Genomic DNA, 24,698 nt, shown 5'->3' with positions numbered 1-24,698 from the left:
GCGCTGCGGCATACCCTCTGCCGGGTGGAATTCGCGGTCAGCGTCGCCGCGCGCCCCTCCTGAGCACCGTCTTCTACGTCACCGGCCGCCCTTCCAACGGCACTCCTGCCGGAAAAGTAAGGATCCCCCATGAACCCGTCTACAGCCATGTCGTCCCTGGAACTGAGCACCACCACCGCGGACCTCACCGCTCCCGTCATCTCCCGCTCCGATGTCCTCGTGGTGGGCGGCGGCCCCGCCGGTGTGGCCGCCGCCGTCACTGCCGCCCGTTCCGGCGCCTCCGTCACCCTGCTGGAGCGCTACTCGTCGCTGGGCGGCCTCGCCTCCGGCGGCATGGTCCTGGTGCTCGATGACATGATCAACGGCCAGGAAATCACCGTCACGGGCATTGTTTCCGAGTACGTCGAACGGCTCCAGAAGCTGGGCCTGGCGATCGTCCCGCCGGCGGACGACCGCAAGGCCTCCGAGGAGCTGTGGAACAAGTGGGGCCGCTTCGGCACCTTTGACTTCCACACGCATGTCAATCCCAAGCCCATCTGCTACGCCGCCGCCTTCGACCCCGACGGCTGGAAGCGGGTCTCCAACGACCTCGTCCGCGAGGCCGGCGTCAACCTGCGCCTGCATTCCTGGTTCTCCCGCCCGATCGTGGACAACGGAGTCATGAAGGGCGTCATCTGCGAGACCAAGTCCGGCCCACAGGCCTTCATGGCCGACGTCGTGATCGACACCACCGGCGACATCGACGTCGCCTCCCGGGCCGGCGCCAGCCACGTCAAGGACAGCTACCTCACCACGCTCGTCTTCCGCCTCGGCAACGTGGACACCAACGCCGCGGAGGCCTTCGAGCAGGCCAACCCGAAGGAAGCCCGCGCCATCAACCGCACCATCAAGCGCCTCCTCGGCGGGGCCTGGGAACTGTGGTGGCTCAAGACCCCCATCGACGGCGTCGTCTGGTGCAACGCGCCGCACATGACCGGCTTCGACGGCGTCGACCCCGCGGACATGACCGCCGCCGAGTTCGCCGCGCGGGACCGCATCACCGAGGCCGTGGACTACGTCCGCGCCAACCTGCCCGGCTTCGAGAACTGCTACATGCTCGACGTCGCCTCCCAGATGGGCGTCCGGCAGACCCGCCTGCTCGAGGGCGAATACGTTATGACCAAGGACGACGTCACCTCCCGCCGGCACTTCGCCGACGCCGTGGCCCGCGGCCGCGACTACTACTACCCCTACCGCTCGCTGCTGCCCAAGGAAGTGGACCAGCTGCTCGTGGCAGGCCGCCACTACTCCGCCACCCCCGAGGCGCAGAAAATGTCCCGCGAGATCCCGCCCTGCATGGCCATGGGCCAGGCCGTCGGCGTCGCCGCCGCACTGGCGGTCCAGACCGGCACCCTGGTCCGCGACGTCTCCGCGCTGGACATCCAGCAGGGCATGCGCCGGCACGGCGCGGACCCGGGCGACGTCCCGTCGTCGAACGCCACGCTCGACGCGGACGCGGTGGTGGGAGCATGAGCACCGTCATCGACGAACTCCTCGCCGCAGGCACAGCAGCAGCGAACCCGGCGGAAGGCACGACGCCGGCCCCCGCCGACTCCGCATCCGCACAGCGGGCCGGCACCCCGCTGCCCCTTGACGGAATCAAGATCGTGGACTTCACCCAGGTGTTCATGGGGCCGTCCTGCACGCAGCTGCTGGGCGACTACGGCGCGGACATCATCAAGGTGGAACGCCCGGGCGCCGGGGACATCTCCCGCAACTCGTTCCCGGACAAGGACGGCCAGGACAACCCGATCTTCCTGTCCATCAACCGGAACAAGCGCAGCATCTCCGTGGACACCCGCACCGACGAGGGCAAGGACGTGCTCCGCCGGCTGCTCTCCGACGCGGACGTGGTGGTCAGCAACTTCCGCTCCGGCGTGATGGAGCGGATGGGCTTCGGCTATGAGGAGCTGAAGGAGCAGAACCCGGGCATCATCTGGGCTTCCGGCACGGGATTCGGCCCCGAGGGCCCCTACTCGCACAAGGGCGGCCAGGACGCGATCGCGCAGGCCTACTCCGGCGTCATGTGGCGCCGCGAGTCGGACGACGTGAAGCCGTCCATCTACCCCACCACGCTCTGCGACTACATCACCGGCATGCACCTCATGCAGGGCATCCTGCTGGCCCTGCGCACCCGCGAATCCGCCGGCGTCGGGCAGAAGGTGGAGGTGACCATGTACGACTCCATGCTGCACCTGCAAATGCAGGAGGCGTGCATGCAGCTCAACCGCGGCTACGAGGTCAACTGGGGCGCCATGCCGCTGAGCGGCGTCTTTGAAACCACCGACGGCGCCGTCTGCATGGTGGGCGGCTTCACCCCGGACCCGCTGCTGCGCATTTCCGAGGCCCTGGGCCTGGACGAGGACCTCACGCGGCGGCCGGAGTTCGCCAACCTGGAGCAGCAGTTCCAGAACAAGCCGGCGCTGCAGGCGATCTTCCGCGAGCGCATCGCCACGAACACCACCGAGTACTGGACCGGTCAGCTGGAGGACAAGGGACTGCTCAACGCCCCCGTGCACACCCTGGAGCAGACCCTGGCCGACGCGCAGACCCACGCCAACGGCATGATCGTCGAGGCCGAACACCCCGGCGTCGGCACCGTGAAGATGCTCAACGCCCCGATCCGGCTTTCCGCCACTCCGCCGACCATCCGACGGGTGGCCCCGCGGCTGGGCGAACACAACGTGGAGGTGCTGCTGGAGAACGGGTTCGACGCCGGGACCATCGAGCGCCTGCAGCAGCTGGGGGTGCTCCGGTGACCGCCGTATCGGAATCCCCCGATGCCGGGACCCGCGCGGTTCCGAACACAGTTGACGAGGTCACCCTGACCATCGAAAACCACGTGGCCACCGTGGTGATCGACCGCCAGCACGTCCTGAACGCCGTCGACGGTTCCGCGCAGGCCCGGCTCAACGAGATCTGGGACCAGCTTGAGGCCGATCCGGATGTCCGGGCCGTGGTCATCACCGGCGCCGGAACCCGGGCCTTCTGCGTCGGGGCGGACATGTCCGCCGCGGCCGTGGACAAGACCGGGCTGCAGTACTGGGCCGGCCTTGACCCGAACGGCTTCGGCGGCCTGAGCCTGCGCACCACGCTGGACGTGCCGGTGATCGCCAAGGTCAACGGCTACGCCCTGGGCGGCGGCATGGAGATCGTGCTCGGCGCGGACATCGTGGTCGCAGCGGACACCGCCCGCTTCGGGCTGACGGAACCCCGCGTCGGGCGCCTGGCGCTCGACGGCGGCATCCACCAGCTGGTGCGCCGCATCCCGTACACCCAGGCGATGGGCATGCTCCTGACCGGGCGGAAGGCCGGGGCCGCGGAGATGCAGTCCATGGGCCTGGTCAACGAGGTGGTCCCCGCGGACCAGCTCGACGCAGCCGTACAGCGCTGGCTGGACGCGATCCTGGCGTGCGCCCCCACCTCCGTCCGGGCGGTCAAGCAGATGGTCACGCAGACCGCGCACCTGACCGCCACCGAGGCCCGCGGGCTCCGGCTCCCGGCCCTCATGGCGGCGCTGGACAGCGAGGACTCCGCGGAGGGCGTCCGCGCCTTCCAGGAAAAGCGCCCGCCGGTCTGGCCCGGCCGTTAGCAATGCCCGTTAGCGAAGCAGCAGTCAGCAATGCGCAACTCACAGGACATCGAATGAAGGAGAAGCCAATGCGGGAGTCACTGACACCCGGCATATGGGGCGTGGTCGCCACGCCATTCCAGGGCAGCAGCCTGGACGTGGACCTGGACAGCCTGGCCGGACTCGTGGAACGCTACGAGGCCCTCGGCGCCACCGGCCTGACGGTCCTGGGCGTCTTCGGCGAAGCCGCCGCGCTGACCTCCGCGGAACGCGCGCAGGTCCTGGAAACCGCCGTCGAATGCACGGGCCTCCCGCTCGTGGTGGGCGTGACGGCGCTGGCCACGCGCCCGGCTATCGAGGAAATCCTCGCCGCGCAGGCCATCGCCGGCGAGCGCCTGGCGGCCGTGATGGTCCAGGCCAACTCGCCGCGGGCGGACACGGTGATCCACCATTTGGATGCCATTCACCGGGCCACCGGCGCCAAGGTGGTCCTGCAGGACTACCCGCTGGCCAGCGGCGTCAGCATCACCGCCCAGTCGCTCATCACCGTGGTGCAGGCCTGCAGCTTCGTCATCGCAGTCAAAGCCGAGGCGCCGCCCACCCCCGTGGCCATCGGACAGCTGGCCGCCGCCGTCGACGTCTCCGTGTTCGGCGGGCTCGGCGGACAGGGGCTGCTGGATGAGCTCATGGCCGGCGCCGCCGGGGCGATGACCGGGTTCTCCTACCCGGAGGCGCTCATCGCCTGCGTGCGGGCCTGGCAAGCCGACGGCTACGAGGCCGCCCGCGCTGCCCTGCTGCCGTACCTGCCGCTGATCAACTTTGAGCAGCAGGCGAGAATCGCGCTGGCAATCCGCAAGGAATGCCTGTACCAGCGCGGACTGATTGCCGACGCCGGCGTCAGGACCCCCGCGTCGCCGTTCCCGGAGGTCCTCCGGCCGGCCCTGCGGGTCCACCTCGCCGAGGCCGCCCTGGCCCTGGAATCTGGCGCGGCAACAACGCCGACCCTCACTAAGGCAGGGAGTTACTGATGGACCTCGGAATCAGCGGAAAGACCGCCTTCGTGGCGGCGTCGACCGGCGGGCTAGGCCTCGCCATCGCCCGCGCCCTCGCGGCCGAAGGCGCCCGGGTGGCCATCACCGGCCGGCGCCAGGTCCGCGCCAAGGAGATTGTCGCCGAACTGACGGAGGCCTACGGGCCGGGCTCCATCGCCGTCGAGGCGGACCTCAGCACCGCCGAGGGCGTGGCCGCCGCCGTCGAACAGACGGTGGCGGATCTCGGGCCTATCGACATTCTGGTCCTCAACGGCCCCGGGCCGAAGCCCGGGGCGGCCGCGACGCTCGGCGCCGAGGATATCGCCGCCGCGTTCGACCAGCTGGTCAAACCACACCATGCGCTGGTCTCGCACATCCTTCCCGGCATGCGGGAACGGCGCTGGGGACGGATCCTCGCGGTCGGCTCCAGCGGCGTCGTGGCGCCGCTGCCCAACCTGGCCCTCTCCAACACCGGCCGCGCGGCCCTGGCCGGCTACCTCAAGACCCTCGCCGCCGAGGTGGCCCTGGACGCCGTCACGGTCAACATGCTGCTGCCCGGACGCATCGCCACTGACCGCGTGGCCGAACTCGACCAGGCCGCGGCAAAGCGCCGCGGCACCACGGCCGAGGAAATCCAGCTCGAATCCCGCAAGACCATCCCGGCCCGCCGCTACGGCGAGCCCGAGGAATTCGGCGCCGCCGCCGCGTTCCTGTGCAGCGCCCCGGCCTCCTACATCACCGGCGTGGCACTGCGCTGCGACGGCGGCCTGATCCGCAGCCTCTAGCCCTCCCTCCCACTTCTTCCCGATTCTTCCCACTCTTTCCACTGACCCGAAGGAACCCCATGACTTCCACGGCAACAGACCTTTCCCAGACCCCGACCCATTCCGAGACCTCGACCGACCGCGACCTCATCACCGCGCGGCACCTCATCAACGGCGAATGGCTCGGCGCGGCGGACACCGAACGCATCAACCCCGCCCGCCCGGGTGAACTCGCGGTCCTCTCCCCCACCGGCACCGCGGCCGACGTCGACGCCGCCATCAGCGCCGCCACCGCCGCCCAGCCGGCCTGGGCCGCCCTGCCCGCCCCCGCCCGCGGCGCCATTCTCATGGCGGCCGGCGACCTCCTGCTGAGCCGCCAGGCCGCGATCGCCGCGGACCTGGTCCGCGAGGAAGGCAAGACCCTCGCCGAGGCCAAGGGCGAGGTCAAGCGCGCCTCGGACGTGCTGCGGTTCTTCGGCTCGCTGGGCTGGGCCGCCACCGGCGAGGTGCTGCCCAGCGGCCTGCCGGACACCACCATCACCACCCGCCGCGAGCCGCTCGGCGTCGTCGGGCTCATCACGCCGTGGAACTTCCCCATCGCGATCCCGGCCTGGAAGTCCGCCCCGGCCCTGATCAGCGGCAACGCCGTGGTCATCAAACCCGCCGAGCTCACCCCGCTCTCCGCCACCCACCTAGCCCGCGCCCTGCAGGACGCCGGGCTGCCCGCCGGGGTGTTCAACGTGGTCCACGGCAAGGGCCGCGTGGTGGGCGACGCCCTGGCCCGGGATCCGCGCATCGCCGGGCTGTCCTTCACGGGTTCCACCAAGGTGGGCCTGGGCCTGCAGGAGATCCTCAACGCCCGCCGCGCCCGGGTCCAGCTGGAAATGGGCGGCAAGAACGGCGTGCTAGTCCTGGACGACGCCGATGCCCGCAAGGCCGCCAAGGTGGTGGCGGCCGGCGCGTTCGGGCTCACCGGCCAAGCCTGCACCGCGACGTCCCGCGTCTACGTCACCCCCGGCATCCGCGAGGAATTCCTTGCGGCCCTCGTCGAGGAAGCCGCCGCGTACACCCCCGGCGACGGCCTCGGCCGTGACGGCTCCTCCCCGGCCGCCATGGGCGCCGTCGTGAGCCGCCAGCAGTTCGAACAGGACCAGGCGGCGGTGCGTGGCGCCGTCGAACGCGGCGCCACGCTGCTGTGCGGTGAGTACGACGGCGGCACGGACGCCGGCTACCTCTTCCCCGCCGCCGTCCTCACGGACCTGCCGTTCGACGACGCCGCCGTGACCGAGGAGATCTTCGGCCCCGTCGTCGCCGTCCTGGAGGTCCCGGACTACGAGGCCGGACTCGCCGCGGTCAACGATTCGCGCTACGGCCTGACCGCCGGCATCTGCACCGATTCCCTGGCGTTCGCGACCGACTTCGCCGCGCGCGCCCAGGCCGGCGTCATCAAGGTCAACCGTCCCACGGCCGGCCTGGACCTGAACGTGCCCTTTGGCGGCGTCAAGGACTCCTCCACCAACACGTTCCGCGAACAGGGGAAGTCCGCGCTGGACTTCTTCACGTGGGGCAAGACCGTCTACACGGGCGTGTAGCCTGCCATGACGTACGTGATCGCGCAGCCCTGTGTGGATGTGAAGGACAAGGCCTGCATCCAGGAATGCCCGGTGGACTGCATCTATGAGGGCGAGCGCTCGCTCTACATCCACCCGTCCGAGTGTGTGGACTGCGGCGCGTGCGATCCCGTGTGCCCGGTCGAGGCGATCTATTACTCGGACGACGTCCCGGACGAGTGGGCCGATTACGTGCGCGCCAACGTGGAGTTCTTTGAGGAACTGGGGTCCTCACAAGGCGCCTCGGCCCTCGGGAACCTGCACCGCGACCATCCCGTGGTGGCGGGCGCGCCGGCATCGGCCGGGGCCGGGGCTGCGCCGGCAACGGCAGGGGCCGCCGGCTGAGCCTGTGACTTATGGCTCTAGCCGCCGGGCTGAGGTCTGAGGAGCATTTCAAAGGTCAGGACGGTGCCCGGCCAGAGGCATCCTCCTACCCCTAGTGCAAACCCGACCTGCAAGAAGGACCGTCATGTCGGTGGCCTGGATTCGTGGCTCATCCCGCCGGCTCACGGCCGCCGTGTCCGCCCTCGCGCTCACGGTGGCCCTGGGCGGGTGCAGCCCCGGGCAGGCACGGACGGCCCAGCCGCTCCCGAGTGATTCCGGCTACCGGGCAGTGCTCGAAGAATTCGGCAGGAGAATGATCGACGCCGGCGCCCCCGCCGTGCTGATTCAGGTCCGCATCGGCGGGGACGAGTGGTCCGCGGCGTACGGTGTCCGGAATCTGGAGGGCCCGTATCCGGCCGAGGCAACCGACCCTGTCAGCGTCGGCGGCATCACCATGTCCATGGTGGCGGTGTCCGTGCTGAAGCTGGTTGAAGAAGGCCGGATCCAGCTGGACGCTCCGGTCAGCACCTACCTTCCGGACTTCAACCGGGTCATGCACCCGCCGGAGCCCGTCACCGTGCGCCAACTGCTGCAGCACCGCTCCGGCATGCCGTCCGTGGACGGGCCCTTGTACGATCCGGACACGGTGCGGCAGGCGCTGACCACCAAAGTGAGCCTGGCGGACCTGCTGGCCATGGCGGGCCGCATTTCCTGGCAGGCGAAGCTGGCCCAGGGATTTGAGTACTCCAACTCCAACTACATTGCCCTGGCGCTGATGGTCGAGCGCCTGCGGCACCGGCCGATCGGCGAGGTGATCCGCACCGACGTCATTGCCCCGCTCGGGTTGACCGGAACCTCCATGACGGCCGCCGGTCCGCCGCCGTCGTCCATGGTCCACGGATACATCTTGCTGGGCCGCAACGAGCTCGACGTCACCTACCCGGCGGCCCAAATCGACAACGCCGCCGGCGGCATGGTGTCCTCCATGTCCGATCTGAACACGTTCTACCGCGCCCTGCTGCAGGACCGGCTGCTGAGGCCGGACACGATCGCCCAGATGCAGAGCCCGCTCTACGCCAGGTACGGGCTGGGGGTGGTCCGCTGGAACGATCTCTGCACAAATGACTTCTACTACGGCCATCCCGGCGACGTCCCCGGCTACGGCACCATCGCCATGACCAGCTCGGACGGAACCCGGCAGCTCGCCATGGCCGTGGCATACCCGCCGGAACCGCTCCAGCCCGGCGCCAGCCGCATCCTCCAGGAAATGGAGGCCATCGCGGAAGACACGCTCAACACCACCTGCGACGCGGATCCGTCAGGACCCGCCCAGGTTGCCGCGGGCAGCCCGGCGACTGGCCCCAGGGTCCCGACGGCGGTTCGGCAAGAGTGACTGCGACAATGGGCAGATGACAGCCATCATCCTCGTCTGGAACCCGGACGAATGGAACGAGTGGACATACCCTTCAGTGCTGGACGAGGTTGCCGAAACCGGCTGTTTCCTGGCCAGCTGGGAGGTGGGCGGCACGGAAGAGGACGGCGGCCACGCAGGGTTCCCCGGCTCCGGCACGGAGGCGTGGCTCGTGTTCCAGGGCCGCCACGGCCGCGGGCTGATCGGCCACGGCGTCATCGTCTCGGAGCGCCCGGCACCCCGCCTTGACGAACCCGGCGCCGCGAGCGCCGCGCCGGCCGGTTCCCCGCTTTACGTGCGCGTGGCCTTCGACGCCCTGTTGCCCGCCGGGGACCAGATCCCGCCCGGGGTCCTCAAGGAGGCCGTGCCCGGCGTCGACTGGGACGCGCTGCACGGTTCCGGGCTGGCCCTGGACCCATCCGCCGAACCCCTGCTCCGCGGACTCTGGAGCGAGTTCGGGCCGCCGGGGACCGATCCCACCCAGCCCGTGCCGGGCACTGTTCCGGCCGCAGCCGTCAGCCGCGTCGAGGTGAACCGGTACGAGCACAGCCCGGACGCGCGGCGGGCATGCATCGCCCATCACGGGACCAGCTGCGCCGCGTGCGGGTTCTCGTTTGAAATCGCCTACGGGGAGATCGGCAAGGAGTTCGTCCCGGTCCATCATCTGGTCCCGGTGTCCCAGCTGGGGAGCCACTACGAGCTGGATCCCATCACGGACCTGGTGCCGCTGTGCGCCAACTGCCACGCCATGGCACACCACGGGGTGAGCACGCCGCGCACGGTCGCGGAGCTGCGCCGGATCATGGCCGCCGCTGGGCACCTGGCCGGTCACGTGCTGACGGAGAACGAGCTCCAGGCCCAGCAGGACGCCCGGCGGATCCTCAATCAGCATTCACAGAAGCCGCAGCAGCAACGCCCCTAGGCGGACCACACCTCACGGAACTTGCCGCTACGGTCCGGCCGGGGCGGCTCATCGGCAAACCGGACGTCCACGCCGTCGGCGCCCTGGGCTGCGAAAAACGCACCCAGCCGCTCCCCCACCGCAGCCCGCACGGCCGCCGTCGTTGCCTCCGGCCACAACTCGAGCCGCACGGTGAGTGACCGTGGCCCGGTGCGGATCGCCTGGAACCGGCGGACGCCGGCGGTCTCCTCGATCACCGTGCCCAGCGCCAGCGGCAGCACCGTCACCGGCACCGTCGTCCGGTCAGCGGCGGCGGCGCCCGCGAACATCAACACGTCTCCGCTGCGGCCCTCCACACGCAGCGCCGGAAACACGCTGCCGCAAGCGCACGGCCCCGGAACCGGCTGCACCCGGTCTCCGAGGTTGTAGCGGATGAGGGGCTGGACCCGGTTGGCCAGGTTGGTGACCAGCACCGTGTGGGAGAGTTCTCCGGCCGGGACGGGCTGGAAGTTCCTGTCCACCGGCTCCACGATGTACCAGTCCGCGTTGACGTGGAACAGCCCCGCCCGGCACCGGCTGGTCAGCGCCAGGGCCTCCGAGGCAAGATACCGCTCGGTGGCACGGCAGCCGAGGGCCGCCTCGATGTCCGCCGCGCCCTTCGCCGTCAGGCCCTCCCCGGACGCGATCGCCAGGACGGGACGGATCCTCAGCCGGCCGGACTTTTGTTCGGCGGCCAGCTGCAGCATGGCGCTCGGATACCCGTAGAGCATGGTGGGCTGGAAGTCGTTGAGTTCCGCCACGAGGTCCGGGAGCCGCCGGAGCACGGAGAACACCCGGACCCTCCGGGCGATGTGCGGGCTGCGGCGCCGCGCGTTTTCGGTCAGTACGACGCCGGCAAAGTGGTCCCCGTCCGCGATCAGCGCCGCGGCACGCAGCCCCCGGCGCAGGAAGGCCCGGGCCTCCTTAGCCGTCACCAGGGTCCGCCGTTCACGGATCCGGGCGAGGAGGTTCGCCACCAGCCACGTGTTCCGGTCCTGGACCAGAACCGCCGGTTCCCCGGTGGTTCCCGACGTCGTCATGACCAGGTAGTGCCCGCGGTAGAAGCCGCCGATGCGCGAGGGGTCGCCGAGGAGTTCTTCCTTGAGACCGGCGAGCGTGATGTGGGGATCGGTCACCCAGTCATCGAAGTTCTCCATAAGCTCGCGTTTGCCTACCGGAGGAAGCTCGCGCAGATCCGTGAGCGTTTCCGGAACGTCCCGGTACAGCCGGCGATAGAACGGTGAGGCGGACCGGGCGTATTCAACCAGCCCGGCGAGCCGTTCGTGTTGCCGGCGGGCGATCGCTTCCTGGCTGGCCCGCTCGGCCCGCCAGATATCCCATGCGATCCCGGTCAGCCGTGTCATCCCGAGCGGAGAGCCACGCAACCCCATCACCCCTTCGCGGCCCCGCACACGTGCCGCCCGCGCCCCCACGCCTGCACGCTGAGCGCGTGCGCTAGTCCACGCTGGCACGGCGGCGGCCTTCCCAACAGGGGCTTTCGGCACCGCGGGTGCTTGGACGGATTCCCCGACACTGTCGATTTGCTGGACTTCCCGGCACAAAGCACCACAGACTGTGTACAACGGCTGGCTGGGCGGCGCCGCACTTCCTGCCGCCAGGTCCGCCGGGGGAACACCAGCAGCATCGTTTGGGGCTTTGCGTTACACCTTTTCCACCGCCGTGAAGGGACCTGGTTATGCCGGACTTGTCAGCTTTCTACCCGCTTATTTCGATCATCGTGGGGGCTGCCGTCGTCATCGGCGTCATCTGGGTCGCAACAAAACTGATGTGGAAGGTGGCTGAGCCAAACGAGGCCCTCATCATCTCCGGGCTGACGCGCGGGACGCTGGAAACCCGGGAGGGCATGGACTTCAAGATCGTCACCGGCAAGGGGGCCCTGGTGCTCCCCGGTCTCCAGACCGTGCGGCCGCTGTCCCTGACCCTGAATGAAACCGAGCTCAAGGTCTCCTGTGTGACCTCCCAGGGCATCCAGGTCATTGTCGACGGCGTAGTCATCTACAAGATCGGGGATGCCCCGCCGTTCATCGCCAACGCCGCACGGCGCTTCCTGGGCCAGCAGCCCAAGATGGAAAGCCAGGTCTACAACGTCTTCGAAGGCCACCTCCGCTCGATCATCGGCAGCATGACGGTCGAGGAAATCATCCGCGAGCGCGACAAGCTGGCCTCCCAGGTCCGCAGCGCCAGCGGCGTGGAAATGGAGAAGCTGGGGCTTGTGGTCGACTCGCTGCAGATCAAGGACCTTCAGGACCCCACCGGCTACATCCAGAACATCGCCAAGCCGCACATTGCCATGGTCAAGATGGAGGCCCGCATCGCCGAGGCCACCCGGAACCGCGAGGCGGCGGAAAAGGAAGCAGAGGCCGAGGCCATGATCGCCGACGCCCAGAGTGTGTCGGCGATCCGGCAGTCCGTGGCGCAGGCCAACGCCGAGCGTGCCAAGGCGAACGCGGCCCAGGCCGGACCGCTGGCCGATGCCTCGGCGCGTCAGCAGGTGGTGGTCCAGGAAACCGAGGTGGCCAAGCTCGAGGCAGACCGGGAGGAGCAGAAGCTCCAGACCACCGTCCGCAAGCCCGCCGATGCGAGGGCCTACGCCAAGCGCACCGACGCCGAAGGCCAAAAATCCGCGGACATCAGCGCTGCCGAGGCGTTGGCCCGGCGCACCGAGCTCGAGGCCCAGGCCAATGCGCGCCGGACCGAGCTGCAGGCCCAGGCGAACGCGACCGCGGCCGCGGCGGCAGCGGGGGCCACCAAGCTCACCGGCGAGGCCGAGGCCGCCGCCACCAAGGCACGCGGCGATGCCGCCGCCTCGGCCATCAAGGCCAAGGCGCTGGCCGAGGCAGAGGGCATCAAAGCCCGGGCCGAGGCACTCGCCACCAACCAGGACGCCGTCATCTCCCAGCAGCTCGCCGAGAACATGCCGGCGATCGTGGCGGCCGCTGCCGAGCCGTTTGCGCACGTCGGCCAGATGACCGTGCTTAACGGCGGCGAGGGCGTCAACCAGATGATCGGCGGGATTATGGCACAGGTGGGCAACTACCTCCCGGCGCTCTCCACGGCGCTCAAGAACGGCAGGGACGCCGCCAAGCGGAACCCGAAGGCTCCGGAAACGTAGGGCTGCGATGCACAAGGATGTTGACCGGAGCCTGACGGGAAAGATCGGGCGCGTCACCGGACGGATCGGCCCGGGCACCATCGGCGAGGTCATGCTGCCCGTCCGCGGCGGAACCAGCGCGTTCCATGCGCACCCCTTCGACAAGAGCAGCGTCTTCGCCGTCGGCGAGCAGGTTCTGGTCATCTATTTCGAACCGCCGCAGACCGTGTTTGTCGACGAATTGCCGGACGTCCTCAAGGGCGCTTGACCCCCTCTGGACGCTAGGAGGCGACCGGCGTATCCTGAAGTTCCGTCGCCTCTGGAGGTATTTCAGATGGAAGGCAATATGCGCGAGCGTGGCCCGGATGTGAGGAACCCCATGGTTCCCGTCAGTCCGGCCCGATTCCCGGTCGGCAACTGGCCCGATCCGCTATAGCCCGTCCTTCGTCATGCTGTCCGGCACCGCCGCTAATGCGGCTTGTGCCCGGGACTCATGGCCTCAGTAGTCCACGCCCATTTCCTCCTGGTCCCGCCCGCGCCGCGCCGTCTTGGCCGCACCTTTTTAACGGCGCCCCGTCCCGCCCGCGGCCACTTCAGCTGGCCCTTTTAGCCGCGGCCGGCCCGCCCGCGCCCGCCTGTTAACCCACTCTTCCCCTGCCGGCCACGCCCGCTCCCCCGCGCCGCAAGCCGACGCCCGCACCGTGGAGGAGTGAGGATCGCAATCGTCGCCGAATCATTCCTGCCGCTCATGAACGGGGTTACCCACTCCATCCTGCGCGTGCTGGAGCATCTGCAGGAGCGCGGGGACGAGGTGCTGGTGATCGCGCCGTCCACGCAGGACACGGACGTCCCCCACGAGGTCTCCGGCGCACGCGTCCACCGGCTTCCCTCGGTCCCGCTGACCGGCTACGCGAACGTGCGGGTGGCGTTGGGCGGTGTGTATCGGGTCAAGCGAATCCTTGCCGACTACGCGCCCGACGTCGTCCACCTCGCGTCCCCGTTCGTGCTCGGCTGGCGGGCCGCGCAGGCCGCGCACCAGCTCGGAATCCCCAGCGTCGCCATCTATCAGACGGAAGTTCCCGGGTACGCGGGGCGCTATGGGGTCCCGTTCCTGGAGAACTGGGCCTGGAACCGGGTGGAACGGATTCACCTGCTGGCCTCACGCACCCTGGTCCCGTCCACTTTTGCGCTCAACCAGCTCCGCGGCCGCGGCATTCCGCGCGTGGACATGTGGCGGCGCGGCGTGGACACCCGGCGCTTCAGCCCGGAAAAGCGCGACGCCGGCTGGCGGGCCTCCGTGGCGCCCGGCGGCGAGCGCCTGGTCGGCTACGTGGGCCGGCTGGCGGCCGAGAAGCAGGTGGAGGATCTGGCGGCGCTGGCGGATGTTCCCGGGACCCGGCTCGTGATCGTCGGCGACGGTCCCCAGCGCGCGGCCCTGGAAAACGCCCTGCCGGACGCGGTCTTCACCGGGTTCCTCGGCGGCGACGAGCTGGCCAGGGCAATGGCGTCCTTCGATCTGTTCGTCCACCCCGGCGAGTTCGAGACCTTCTGCCAGACCATCCAGGAAGCCATGGCGTCCGGGGTGCCCGTGGTGGCCACCGGCCGGGGCGGGCCGCTGGACCTCGTGGAGAATTCGCGGACCGGCTGGCTGTACGAGCCCGGCGACCTCCCGGGGTTCCGGGCCAGGGTGATGGACCTGATGGGCGACGACGCCAAGCGCCGCGCGTTCGCAACGGCCGCCCACGCCTCGGTCCAGGGCAGGACCTGGTCCGTCCTCGGCGCCGAACTCGTCGGCCACTACGAGGCCGTCATCGGGTCGCCCGCTGTTGGCCCCTCCGGCACTTCCCCGCTGGTTGCCCTATCACCTAGGGCGGCTAAGCCGGGGGTTTAAGCGCCCCAGGTGATAGAGCAACCGGGGGCCGGAGGCGCGGCACCCGGATGTTTGTTCCTTCCCCGCGGCACCCGGCCCGCCCCGCCCTCGTGTTGACACCGGGGGTAGCCCCCGGGACGCCTATGATTTCCGGTGGGAGGGTTCTAAATGGTTGGTTGGTCTCAGATGTACACGGCGGCGGCCGGGTGACGGCGTCGTCGTCCCCGGAGGAAACCTCCGGAGCGGTCCCCGGCTACGGGGACCTGGTGGAATCCAGCCCCGATGCCCTGCTGGTGGTCGCCGAGGACGGCGCCATCCTCGCGGTCAACGCCGCCGCGGAGCGCATGTTCGGGTACGCCCGTGGGGAGCTCGTGGGCTCGGATCACCGCCTCCTCCTGGCCGAGGGCTACCGGAATGGCCTCCAGCGGCTGTTCTTCAACCTCCGCCGCGACGCCCTGGCGGACGCCGGCACCGACGCCGGTGAGACTGACACCGCTCCCGTGGAGGCCTACGGGCTGCGCCGGGACGGCACGGAGTTCCCGGGCGAAGTGGCCGGTTCCATCTTTGTCAGCGGTGAAGGGACCGCCAGCATGATCGCCGCGGTCCGGGACACCTCGCACCGGCCGGAGAACGAGGACAGTCTCCGCGAGGCGATGTCCCTGTTGAGCGCGACGCTCGAATCCACTGCCGACGGCATCCTGGTGGTCAGCAGCGAGGGCGAGATCGCCGGCGTCAACAATCAGTTCCTGACCATGTGGGGCATCCCGCGGGAAATGTTGGCCACCGGGGACGACGAGGCCGTCATCGGCTTCGTCCTGGACCAGTTGCGGGATCCGGCCCAGTTCATCGAAAAGGTCGAGGCCCTCTACGCGGATCCCATGGCGGAGAGCCATGACGTCCTGGAATTCCGCAACGGCCGGACCTTTGAACGCTATTCCCGCCCGCAGAAAGTCGCGGACCAGGTGGTCGGACGCGTGTGGAGCTTCCGCGACGTGACCGCGGCCAAGGTTGCCCAGGACCGGATTGCCCGGGCCATGGAAGACCTCGCCGCCCAGTCCGCCCAGCTCACGGCCCTGGCCTTCCAGGACGGCCTGACCGGGTTGTCTAACCGCCAGCTGTTCAATGACCGCCTCGGCAGCGCCCTCGCCGGCCCGGCGGGCACCGCCGTCGACGTCCTGCTCCTGGACCTGGACGACTTCAAGGAAGTCAACGACATCCTGGGCCACCATGCCGGGGACCAGATGCTGATTGAGGTCGGCCGGCGGCTCCGCACGTGCGTCCGGCCGGACGACGTCGTGGCACGGCTGGGCGGCGACGAATTCGTGGTGCTCTTGGTGAACTCCGTGGAGCCCGAGGCCGTTGCCGCGCGGATCGTCGACTCGCTGCGCGTCCCGGTGTGGATCGACGGCACCATGCTCCGGCCCAGCCTGAGCCTGGGCCTCGCCTCGATTGGCGGAGCCGACAGGGACTCCGAGGGCACCGACGCCGCCACTGACACCGACGCCGACTCCGTGCACGCCTCCGAGCTCCTGCGCCGCGCGGATGTCGCAATGTACGCCGCCAAGACCGCCGGCAAGAACCGGTATATGCGCTTCCGGCCGGAAATGATGAAGGCCCTGGTGGACCGCAACGACCTCGAGGCCGGGCTGCGGTTGGCCGTCGACAACGGGCAGATCGCCGTGCACTACCAGCCCATCGTCTCCCCCGGCCGCGGGACGGTGACCCAGGTCGAGGCGCTGGCGCGCTGGGTCCGCGAGGGCGCGATCGTTCCGCCCCAGCAGTTCATTCCGGCCGCGGAACGCAGCGGCCTCATCGTCGAGATCGGCACCGAGGTCCTGCTGCGCGGCGGCACCGAACTCAAGCCCTGGCTGGACGAGGACTCCTCCCGTTCCCTGGCCGTGAACGTCTCCGGTGTCCAGCTCCAGCACGGGGACTTCGCCGAGCTGGTCCTGGCCGTGACGGAGTCCTGCGGCGTGGACCCGCACCAGCTGATCCTGGAGGTCACCGAGAGCGTGTTCTTCGAGGACGACTGCCACGTGATCCAGCAGCTCATGAGCCTGCGAACAGCCGGTGTCCGGGTGGCGCTGGATGACTTCGGCACCGGATTCTCCTCCCTCGGACGCCTCCAGGGACTGCCCGTGGACACGCTGAAGATCGATCAGTCGTTCGTGTCCATGATCCACACCGGCACCGAACAGCTGCCCATCCTGAACGCCATGATCGGCATGGCCCACGGGCTGGGGCTTACCGTCACCGCCGAGGGCGTCGAGACGGCAGCCCAGGCCGGCTACCTGATGAATCTGGACTGCGATTCGCTGCAGGGCTACCTGTTTTCGGCCCCGCAGCCGGAGACCGCGCTGCAGCCGGCACTGGATAAGGCGGCCCGGGCCATCGCCGCGCTCCGGGGCGCCCGCGTGCCCGGCAGCCGGTGACGCAACCGGTGACCCAGCCGGTGACCCGCAAAATTCCCGGGGTGATGTGCTGGACACCGGGCTGAAGGACCCTATGATTCAGGGAAACGCATGATCCCGGCCCGCTGGCCGGGACCGTCATCGCTCTATGAACTTTCATCGCCTGGGGGCAGATATCGTCGTGGGAACTGGATTTGGTGAAGACCTGCTGGAGCAGGCTCCTGACGCCTTTCTGCTGCTGACCGCGGACGGGACCATCGCCTTCGTGAACTCGGCGGCGGAGCGGCTGTTCGGCTATGACCGTGAAGAACTGCTGGGCGTGCAGCACACCATCCTGCTCTCGGAAGAAGGCCATGGCGGCTTCCTGCGGGTCTTCGGCCGGCTGGGCCGTAAGAGCCCGGCGGGCAGCCGGCCGTTCGCCGCCGTCGGACTCCACCGGGACGGCGCGGAGGTCGCCCTGGAGATCACCTGCTCGCTGGTGAGCGTCGACGCCGGCACGGCCATGGCGGTCGCCGTCCGCGACGCCGGGCACCGCAACGACTCCGACTCCGGCCGCCGGCTGGCAGTCTCGCTGCTGGACGCCACGCTGGAAACGACGTCGGACGGAATCGTCGTGGTCTCGAACGAGGGCCAAATCACGGGGATCAATGATCAGTACCTCAAGCTGTGGAGCATGCCGCCGGAGCTGATCGCGGCCGAGGACCCCACCGCGCTGGTCCGGTTCATCGCGAACCAGCTGGCCGATCCCGAGTACTTCCTGCAGAAGGTCGCGGCGCTCCACGCGGACTCCTTCATGCAGAGCCACGATGTCCTGGAGTTCACCGACGGCCGCACCGTGGAGCTGTACTCGCGCCCGCAAAAGGTGGCTGACCAGATCGTCGGGCGGATCTGGAGCTTCCGCGACATCACCTCGCGCCGCCGCGCCCAGGACCAGGCACGCCGGGCCATGGATGAGCTGGCCGAACAGGCGGGCAAGCTCAAGGAACTGGCCTTCCAGGACCCGCTCACGGGACTGGCCAACCGCATGCTCTTCAACGAACGGGCCGCCGCGGCCCTGCTCACCCCGGACCCGGTGCACGTGTTGCTGCTGGACCTGGACGACTTCAAGGAAGTCAACGACGTCCTGGGCCACCATGCGGGCGATGAGATGCTGGTCGAGATTTCCCGGCGGCTGCAGAAGTGCGTCGGCCCGCACGGCACCGTCGCCCGGCTGGGCGGGGACGAGTTCGTGGTCCTGCTGGTCGGCTGCCGGGATGCCGACACGGTCGCGCAGCGGGTGGTCAGCACGCTCAATGCCCCGGTCTCCATCGAGGGGACACTGATGCGGCCGGGCCTGAGCCTGGGCGTGGCGTCCCGCGACGTCGGCACGGAGACGTCCTCGGAGCTGCTGCGGCAGGCGGACCTGGCCATGTACGCGGCCAAGGAAGCCGGCAAGAACTGCTACGTGCACTTCCGGCCCGAGATGCTGGCGGCGCTGCTGGAACGCACCCAGCTCACGGCCGGGCTGCGGCGGGCGGTGGAACTGGGGCAGATCACGGTGCACTTCCAGCCCGTCATCTCCAGCGACCGGCTCGAGGTGGTGCAGTTCGAGGCCCTGGCGCGCTGGGAATGGGAAGGCGAACTGGTCCCGCCGGACGAGTTCATCGAGACCGCCGAGCGCAGCGGCCTGATCCGGGAGATCGGCGCCGAGGTGCTGCGGCGCAGCTGCACCGAGCTCGCCCCGTGGCTGGCCGAGGACCCGGTCCGGAGCGTCGCCGTCAACGTCTCCGGCGTGCAGCTGCAGCACCGGGACTTCGCCGAACGTGTCCTGGACATTGCGGCGTGGAGCGGCGTGGACCCCCGCCAGCTGGTGCTGGAAGTGACCGAGAGCGTGTTCTTCGATGCCCACTCCCACGTGATCGGCCAGCTCGAGACCCTGCGCGAGGCCGGCATCCGGGTGGCCCTGGACGACTTCGGGACCGGTTATTCCTCACTGGGCCGCCTGCAGGACCTGCCGGTGGACGTGGTGAAGATCGACAAATCGTTCGTGTCCATGCTGCACACCGGCGTCGAGAAGCTGCCCATCCTCACCTCAATGATCCACATGGCGAGCAGCCTGGGACTGAAGGTCACGGCCGAGGGCATCGAGACGCCGGCCCAGGCGCGGTACCTCATGGACCACGGCTGCGATGCCCTGCAGGGCTTCCTCTTCTCCCGCCCGGTGCCGTCGGCGGGCAGGCCCCAGGCCATCCGCAATTCCGCGGCGGCGATCGCCGAGCTCGAGGGCGTGTCGCTTCCCGGGTAGCGGGCCGTTTTCGACACATTTGCATCTTCCATGATGCCCGTCACGTCCGGGCGGTCCGCACCGCATATGATTCAGTCAGCGCAGCGCGCCCTGTTCTCCGCAGGGCGCCCGCAATCCGCACTTTTCGCCTGGGGGGCTGTACAACATCGTGGACTCTGGTTTCGCACAACACCTGCTGGAGTACAGCCCGGACGCCCTGCTGCTGGTCGGCCCGGACGGATCCATCTCCTTCCTCAACACGGCCGCGGAACAGCTCTTCGGCTACACGCGGGCGCAACTCCTCGGGGCGGACCACAGCCTGCTCCTGGCTGAGTCCTCGCGGGAGGATTTCCACCGCGTCCTGGCCGGGCTTGGCGCCGCCGCGGGCCCCCGCCTTCCGTTCGCCGGATCCGGCCGGCGGGCCGATGGCACCGAGCTGCCGGTCGAAATCCTGTGCTCGCTCGTCCCCGCTCCGGCGGGAGCGGCCGACGCCGGAACATCCGTGGCGCTCTCCGTCCGCGGAGCCGGGCACCGCAACGCCCACCCGAACGGTCACGCGTCCACCCATCAGGCCACGCACACGGCCACGCACCCAGCCACGCAACAGACCGGACACCGGCCGGTGCGGCCCATGGGCCCAGGTCACGACGCCGGAGCCCACCCCGGTGCCGACGGCCCCGGCCGTTCCCTCAGCGGCGACTTCCGCCGTCGTGCGCAGTCTTCAGCCGGTACGTCGGGGCCCGCGGGCGCCGCGGGAGCCTCGGCCGCCGTGCCCGCGGCATTCGCCGGGCACGACGACGAACTCAAGGCCGGGTCCCTCCGCGACCCCCTGACGGCGCTGCCCAACGGCCCCTTCTTCAACGAACGGCTGGCCGCTGCCCTGCGCCGCCCGGATCCGGTGGACATCCTCATGCTCGATCTCGATGACTTCAGGCAGCTCAACGACCTGCTGGGGCGCTCGGCGGCCGATGAGCTGCTGGTTGAAGTGGCCAGCCGGCTGCGCAACTGCGTGCGCCCGCACGACACCGTCGCCCGGCTGGGCGGCGACGAATTCGCGGTGCTCCTGACTGAATGCCTCAACGCAGACGCGGTGGCCAAACGGATCACCGAGGCCCTCTATGCGCCCGTGCGCGTCGGCGGCTCAATGGTCCGCCCCAGCGTGAGCATGGGCCTGGCCTCGAAGTCGGCCCAGACGCTGGACGGGGCGGAACTGCTGCGGCAGGCCGACGCCGCCATGACCGCCGCCAAGGCGGCCGGGAAGAACCAATGGCTGCGATTCCGGCCGGAGATGCTGAACACGGCCGCCCACAAGGCCGAGGGCGAAACCGGGCTACGGCACGCCGTGGAGCTGGGCCAGATCTCGGTGCACTACCAGCCCGTGGTGTCCCCGGGCATCGGCTCCGTGGTGCAGTTCGAGGCCTTCGCCCGGTGGGAACGGCACGGCCGCCTGGTGCCGCCCAACCAGTTCTTGCCCGTGGCCGAGCAGAGCGGCCTGATCCGCGAGATCGGCGACGAGGTCCTGCGCCGCGCCTGCGCCGAGATCCGGCCGTGGCTGGCCGGTGACGCCTCATACAGCGTCGCCGTCAATGTCTCCGGTCTGCAGTTCCAGCACCGCGACTTCGCCGCCGACGTGCTCGCGATCGCCGCGTCCACCAGCGTCGACCCGCACCAGCTGACCCTCGAGCTGACGGAGAGCGTGTTCTTCGACGCGTCCTCGGACGTGCTGCAGCAGCTGCGGCAGCTGCGCGAGGCCGGCGTCCGGATCGCGATGGACGACTTCGGCACCGGGTACTCCTCGCTCGGCCGGCTCCAGGAGCTGCCCCTGGACAAGGTCAAGATCGACCGCTCCTTCGTGGCCATGATCAAGACCGGCCAGGAACATCTCCCGTTCTTCGCCACCATGATCAACGCCGCGCACGCCCTGGGCCTGAAGGTCACTGCCGAAGGCATCGAGACCCCGGAGCAGGCCAAGTATCTGATGGAGCGCGGCTGCGACTCCCTGCAGGGTTACCTGTTCGCGAAGCCGGCCCCGGCCAGCGATCTCGCCGGGACCATGGAGAGCGCCCTGACCGCCCTGGACAAGGTCGACGCCGCGCGGTAGCCCCGCCTGCGCCCGTGTTGCCGGGGCTGCGCCCCGTCGCCGGGTGTCGCCCTGCCCGACCGCCTAATCGGGCCCGAGCGCCCGAGTGCGTGCCGACTCCGGCCGCATTGAGGCCGCCAACACTCCGCCATTGGACGCAAACGGCCGCTAAGCATCATGGCTTAGCGGCCGTTCGAGGCAATTCGTTGGATAGTCCGGTCCGGGCCGGCCCCGGGAGTTAGAGTCCCGGCAGGCTTCCGCCCCTACTTTTCGCAGGCGATGCCGTCGTTGTCACGATCGAGGTCGTGTTCGCCCACGTGGCGAGGCCCAACGCCGTCGTTGTAGTAGTAGACATTGTTGTCGACGCGGAAGTTGGTGACCCGCTTTCCGCTGGTCTTGTCCCGGGCGCCTGCGCGGCCGACGCCGTGCGGGTAGACCTTGTTCAGCGCCGCGCAGTTCGCGTAAGACTTCGGCGCGGGCGCGGCAGATGCAGGCACGGCCGTGGCGCTCAGGACGACGGCGGACACCGCCAAGGACGCAATAATCAATTTCTTCAGGCGCACGTTTGTGAGCACTCCCCCAGGTCAATGCCCTCGGCCGCGGATCGGCGAGGGGCAGGAAAATCCTAACCCACGAATTCGCCGATTCCTGCGAGGCCGGGCCCCGTGACTACTGCCGGGGGTCCAGCTTGTCGAGGTCCTGGGCCACCATGGTTTCGCTGCGCTGCCACAGGGCCTTGGCCAGGCCGGCGTCGTAGGCCTGCTTGTTGGCCTTGGAGAGCGTCCTCTTGGCGTAATAGGTGCCGGAGATCCAGTCGTGGCCCGGGGTGGCGTTGGCGAGCCACACAAGGGTGTCCGCGCCCTGGTCCGGGGTCAGCATGAAGCGCTTGAGGAAGGACTTGTAGGCGAAGCGCATGGGGCTCGTGGAGTCCGCGGCGAAGTTGGTGGCCACGCCTCCGGGGTGGAAGGCCGCCGTCGAGATCCCCTCGGCGTTGTAGCGGGTGTGGAGCTCCGCGGTGAAGAGGATGTTGGCGAGCTTGGCGTTGCCGTATGCACGGTTGGTGGAGTAGCTGCGGGCCGCGTCGAGGTCGTCGATGTCCAGCTTCCCGAAAAGTGAGTTGGCCACGCTCGAGGTATTAATGACGGTGGCCTGGCTGGCGGCGAGAACATCGATCAGCTGGGTGGTCAGCAGGAACGGGGCCAGGTGGTTGACCTGGAAGGTCTTCTCGTGGCCGTCCACGGTGAGCTCGCGGGAACCCATGATGCCGCCGGCGTTGTTGGCCAGGATGTCGATCCGCGGGTACTTTTCCTTCAGCTGCGCGGCCAGGGTGCGCACCTGGGCCAGATCGGCGAAGTCACTGACGAAGAAATCGGCGCCTATCTCCTTCGCGACCGTCTCGGTTTTCTGAGCGGAACGCCCGACGACGACCACCCGCTCCCCCTGACGGGCGAACGTCCGTGCGGCGGAGGCTCCGATCCCGTCACTGGCTCCGGTGATGACGATAGTGCGTTCGGGCATTGAAGTGTCCTTAGAACGAAACGTTGGGCTGATCTTTTGGAATCCAGCCCCGTCGAATTCTAACGACCCCAACAGAAAGAACGTTCCGCCGCGGCCCGCGCTTCGCAGGGAATGTGCTGGGAGTTTCTCCCATCCCCCATTCCCTGGCCTCAGAGGCATTTCTGTTTCCGGTAACCTTCGATTTTCGTGCTGATCCCGCGAAGATATTGCTGCTGTTCGGCCAGGTTGAACTCAACGGCGGCTCACAGTCCCACCCATCCGGCTGTCATTGAAGTTACCTGGCTGCCGTCGAGGTCGCTGAGCTTGGCAGCAACGAACTCACGGGCCGCATCCGACGTCTGGATCCGGAATGCAGGATTGCTCTCCTGCAGGCTGGCGAGCACTGTCTGCGCCACTTCGTCCGGGGATTGCGCGCTGGCACCGGAGAACTGCGCCGTGGTCCGCGAAATGTAAGCGGACAGAGCCGGACCGTAGGCGCCGGCGCTGTCCATCATCGCCGTCGGGTCAATCCCAGCGTTGGCGACAAACTCGCTAGAGACCGCCCCTGGCTCGATGATGTAAACGCCGACCCCCACGGTTTCCGCCACCGGCTGCAGGCTTTCCAGGAAACCCTCGACGGCGAACTTGGCGGCGCAGTATGCCTCGTTGAACGGCTGGCCTACTGCCCCGCCCACGGAACTGATGGTCACGATCCTGCCGCGGCTGGCCCTCAGGTGGGGCAGCGCGGCCCGCGTCAGGGCGACCACACCAAAATAGTTGACCTCCATCGCCGACCGGAAGTCATCCATGGTCAGCACTTCGAGCGTCCCGACAGTGGCGCTGCCGGCATTGTTCACGACGGCGTCGAGACGCCCGTAACGATCCATGCAGTAGGCGATCTCGCGGTCGATGGCCGACGCGTCGGTGACGTCCAGTTCACGGATGTCCAGTTCCACCCCCGCCTCCGCGGCGGCGGACCTCAGCGCGTCGGACCGGGTGAGATTCCGCATCGTGGCGATGGTGGTCCAGCCGGCCCCTGCGGCAGCGACGGCGGTGCTGAGGCCGATTCCGGACGACGTTCCGGTGATCAGGACAGTGCGAGTGGCGGGCCGCTGGTTGGTCATGAGGTTCCTATCGGTCTGACATGCTGTGAGTTTTCTGGCGACACTTCCTGCATTGATGATGCATCCCCGAGTGCGGTCGAAGTCAAACACTAGGCCCAGGAACTCCTAAACCTGACCAAGCCGGCAGATTTTGCTGGCCCTGGTGTGTTTTTTGGGTTAAATGCGGGAGGACCCCCAACGTGGTTGGGGGTCCTCGACCGTGTAATGATGTTCCGGCGGTGACCTACTCTCCCACACCCTCCCGGGTGCAGTACCATCGGCGCTGTGGGTCTTAGCTTCCGGGTTCGGGATGGGACCGGGCGTTTCCCCCACGCTATGACCGCCGTAACCCTGTGTCCGCCACCCTGTCACGCCCCTGGTGGGGGTGTGGGGTGGGGAAATCTGTGTGGTTACAACATGTGCTCTGCGACGTGTGGTCGCAGGTGTGGTGTTGTTATTCAGTTGTCGGTTCCTCAAGCAACGGGTTTGTTGGTTGGGAACCACATAGTGGACGCAAGCAGTCTTGTTTCTTTGTACCCTCTCCAGGGTGTGAACGTCTTTTGAATCCGTTCACGGAGAGGGTGTGTGGTGTAAGTTATCGGCCTATTAGTACCGGTCAGCTTCACGAGTCGTTAGTCCTCGCTTCCACATCCGGCCTATCAACCCAGTGGT

19 protein-coding genes and 1 rRNA gene are annotated in these 24,698 nt (G+C 68.8%); 15 read left to right on the top strand and 5 right to left on the bottom strand.

The window, feature by feature from the left end; all coding sequences use genetic code 11:
* Nucleotides 1-129: 129 nt before the first annotated feature.
* The 9 genes from C8D78_RS10365 (at nt 130) to C8D78_RS10325 (ending at nt 9,672) form a co-directional block, all read left to right on the top strand.
* Nucleotides 130-1,512 carry an FAD-dependent oxidoreductase gene (locus C8D78_RS10365; RefSeq protein WP_208641931.1) on the top strand — a complete coding sequence of 461 codons (1,383 nt, stop codon included), beginning with the start codon at nt 130-132 and terminating at the stop codon, nt 1,510-1,512.
* Nucleotides 1,509-2,798 (top strand): CaiB/BaiF CoA transferase family protein, encoded by a 1,290-nt coding sequence (locus C8D78_RS10360; RefSeq protein WP_120953389.1) that lies wholly within the window; start codon nt 1,509-1,511, stop codon nt 2,796-2,798. The genes C8D78_RS10365 and C8D78_RS10360 overlap by 4 nt, the downstream gene beginning before the upstream one ends.
* Entirely contained in the window at nt 2,795-3,631 is an 837-nt protein-coding gene (locus tag C8D78_RS10355; protein WP_120953386.1) for an enoyl-CoA hydratase-related protein, read from the top strand. The genes C8D78_RS10360 and C8D78_RS10355 overlap by 4 nt, the downstream gene beginning before the upstream one ends.
* 53 nt (nt 3,632-3,684) lie before the next feature.
* On the top strand, nt 3,685-4,638 hold the full coding sequence (locus tag C8D78_RS10350) for a dihydrodipicolinate synthase family protein (RefSeq protein WP_244208349.1): 954 nt from the start codon (nt 3,685-3,687) through the stop codon (nt 4,636-4,638).
* Entirely contained in the window at nt 4,638-5,426 is a 789-nt protein-coding gene (locus tag C8D78_RS10345; RefSeq protein WP_120953380.1) for an SDR family oxidoreductase, read from the top strand. Before C8D78_RS10350 ends, C8D78_RS10345 begins: the two co-directional genes overlap by 1 nt.
* Nucleotides 5,427-5,485: 59 nt before the next feature.
* A complete protein-coding gene (locus C8D78_RS10340; protein WP_120953377.1) occupies nt 5,486-6,997 on the top strand; it encodes an aldehyde dehydrogenase family protein in 1,512 nt (503 codons plus the stop codon).
* Between the two features lie 6 nt (nt 6,998-7,003).
* Complete coding sequence (fdxA, locus tag C8D78_RS10335) at nt 7,004-7,360, top strand: ferredoxin (protein WP_120953374.1); 357 nt, start codon at nt 7,004-7,006, stop codon at nt 7,358-7,360.
* 124 nt (nt 7,361-7,484) lie between these two features.
* Entirely contained in the window at nt 7,485-8,732 is a 1,248-nt protein-coding gene (locus C8D78_RS10330) for a serine hydrolase domain-containing protein (protein ID WP_120953371.1), read from the top strand.
* A 16-nt stretch (nt 8,733-8,748) separates the two neighbouring features.
* The gene (locus tag C8D78_RS10325; protein WP_120953368.1) at nt 8,749-9,672 is read left to right on the top strand and encodes an HNH endonuclease; all 924 of its coding nucleotides are present in this window, start codon (nt 8,749-8,751) and stop codon (nt 9,670-9,672) included.
* Here the strand turns inward: C8D78_RS10325 and C8D78_RS10320 are convergent.
* Nucleotides 9,669-11,054 carry a phenylacetate--CoA ligase family protein gene (locus C8D78_RS10320; RefSeq protein WP_120953364.1) on the bottom strand — a complete coding sequence of 462 codons (1,386 nt, stop codon included), beginning with the start codon at nt 11,052-11,054 and terminating at the stop codon, nt 9,669-9,671. The genes C8D78_RS10325 and C8D78_RS10320 overlap by 4 nt on opposite strands.
* 332 nt (nt 11,055-11,386) lie before the next feature.
* Here C8D78_RS10320 and C8D78_RS10315 point away from each other — a divergent pair, with 332 nt between their 5' ends.
* The 6 genes from C8D78_RS10315 to C8D78_RS10290 all read left to right on the top strand — a co-directional run bounded on the left by C8D78_RS10315 (nt 11,387) and on the right by C8D78_RS10290 (nt 21,447).
* Nucleotides 11,387-12,823 carry a flotillin family protein gene (locus C8D78_RS10315; protein WP_120953361.1) on the top strand — a complete coding sequence of 479 codons (1,437 nt, stop codon included), beginning with the start codon at nt 11,387-11,389 and terminating at the stop codon, nt 12,821-12,823.
* Between the two features lie 7 nt (nt 12,824-12,830).
* Nucleotides 12,831-13,070 carry a hypothetical protein gene (locus C8D78_RS10310; protein ID WP_120953358.1) on the top strand — a complete coding sequence of 80 codons (240 nt, stop codon included), beginning with the start codon at nt 12,831-12,833 and terminating at the stop codon, nt 13,068-13,070.
* 441 nt (nt 13,071-13,511) lie between these two features.
* The gene (locus C8D78_RS10305; RefSeq protein ID WP_120953355.1) at nt 13,512-14,693 is read left to right on the top strand and encodes a glycosyltransferase family 4 protein; all 1,182 of its coding nucleotides are present in this window, start codon (nt 13,512-13,514) and stop codon (nt 14,691-14,693) included.
* Between the two features lie 122 nt (nt 14,694-14,815).
* A complete protein-coding gene (locus C8D78_RS10300; RefSeq protein ID WP_120953352.1) occupies nt 14,816-17,104 on the top strand; it encodes a putative bifunctional diguanylate cyclase/phosphodiesterase in 2,289 nt (762 codons plus the stop codon).
* Nucleotides 17,105-17,231: 127 nt separating this feature from the next.
* Nucleotides 17,232-19,367, top strand: coding sequence for a putative bifunctional diguanylate cyclase/phosphodiesterase (locus tag C8D78_RS10295; protein WP_244208348.1), 2,136 nt, complete (start codon nt 17,232-17,234; stop codon nt 19,365-19,367).
* A 148-nt stretch (nt 19,368-19,515) separates the two neighbouring features.
* A complete protein-coding gene (locus C8D78_RS10290; RefSeq protein ID WP_120953349.1) occupies nt 19,516-21,447 on the top strand; it encodes a putative bifunctional diguanylate cyclase/phosphodiesterase in 1,932 nt (643 codons plus the stop codon).
* 242 nt (nt 21,448-21,689) lie between these two features.
* Here the strand turns inward: C8D78_RS10290 and C8D78_RS10285 are convergent, their stop codons facing one another.
* The 4 genes from C8D78_RS10285 to rrf form a co-directional block, all read right to left on the bottom strand.
* Nucleotides 21,690-22,001, bottom strand: a complete 312-nt coding sequence (locus tag C8D78_RS10285) for an excalibur calcium-binding domain-containing protein (protein WP_244208347.1) — start codon at nt 21,999-22,001, stop codon at nt 21,690-21,692.
* Nucleotides 22,002-22,095: 94 nt separating this feature from the next.
* The gene (locus tag C8D78_RS10280; RefSeq protein ID WP_120953346.1) at nt 22,096-22,944 is read right to left on the bottom strand and encodes an SDR family NAD(P)-dependent oxidoreductase; all 849 of its coding nucleotides are present in this window, start codon (nt 22,942-22,944) and stop codon (nt 22,096-22,098) included.
* A 242-nt stretch (nt 22,945-23,186) separates the two neighbouring features.
* Entirely contained in the window at nt 23,187-24,047 is an 861-nt protein-coding gene (locus C8D78_RS10275; protein WP_120953343.1) for an SDR family oxidoreductase, read from the bottom strand.
* Between the two features lie 210 nt (nt 24,048-24,257).
* Nucleotides 24,258-24,374, bottom strand: a 5S ribosomal RNA gene (rrf, locus tag C8D78_RS10270).
* Nucleotides 24,375-24,698: the final 324 nt, after the last annotated feature.

Source organism: Arthrobacter oryzae (assembly GCF_003634095.1).
GTDB lineage: Bacteria > Actinomycetota > Actinomycetes > Actinomycetales > Micrococcaceae > Arthrobacter > Arthrobacter oryzae.
The sequence above is the reverse complement of the archived record's forward strand: the minus strand, read 5'-3'. Positions and strand labels throughout refer to the sequence as shown.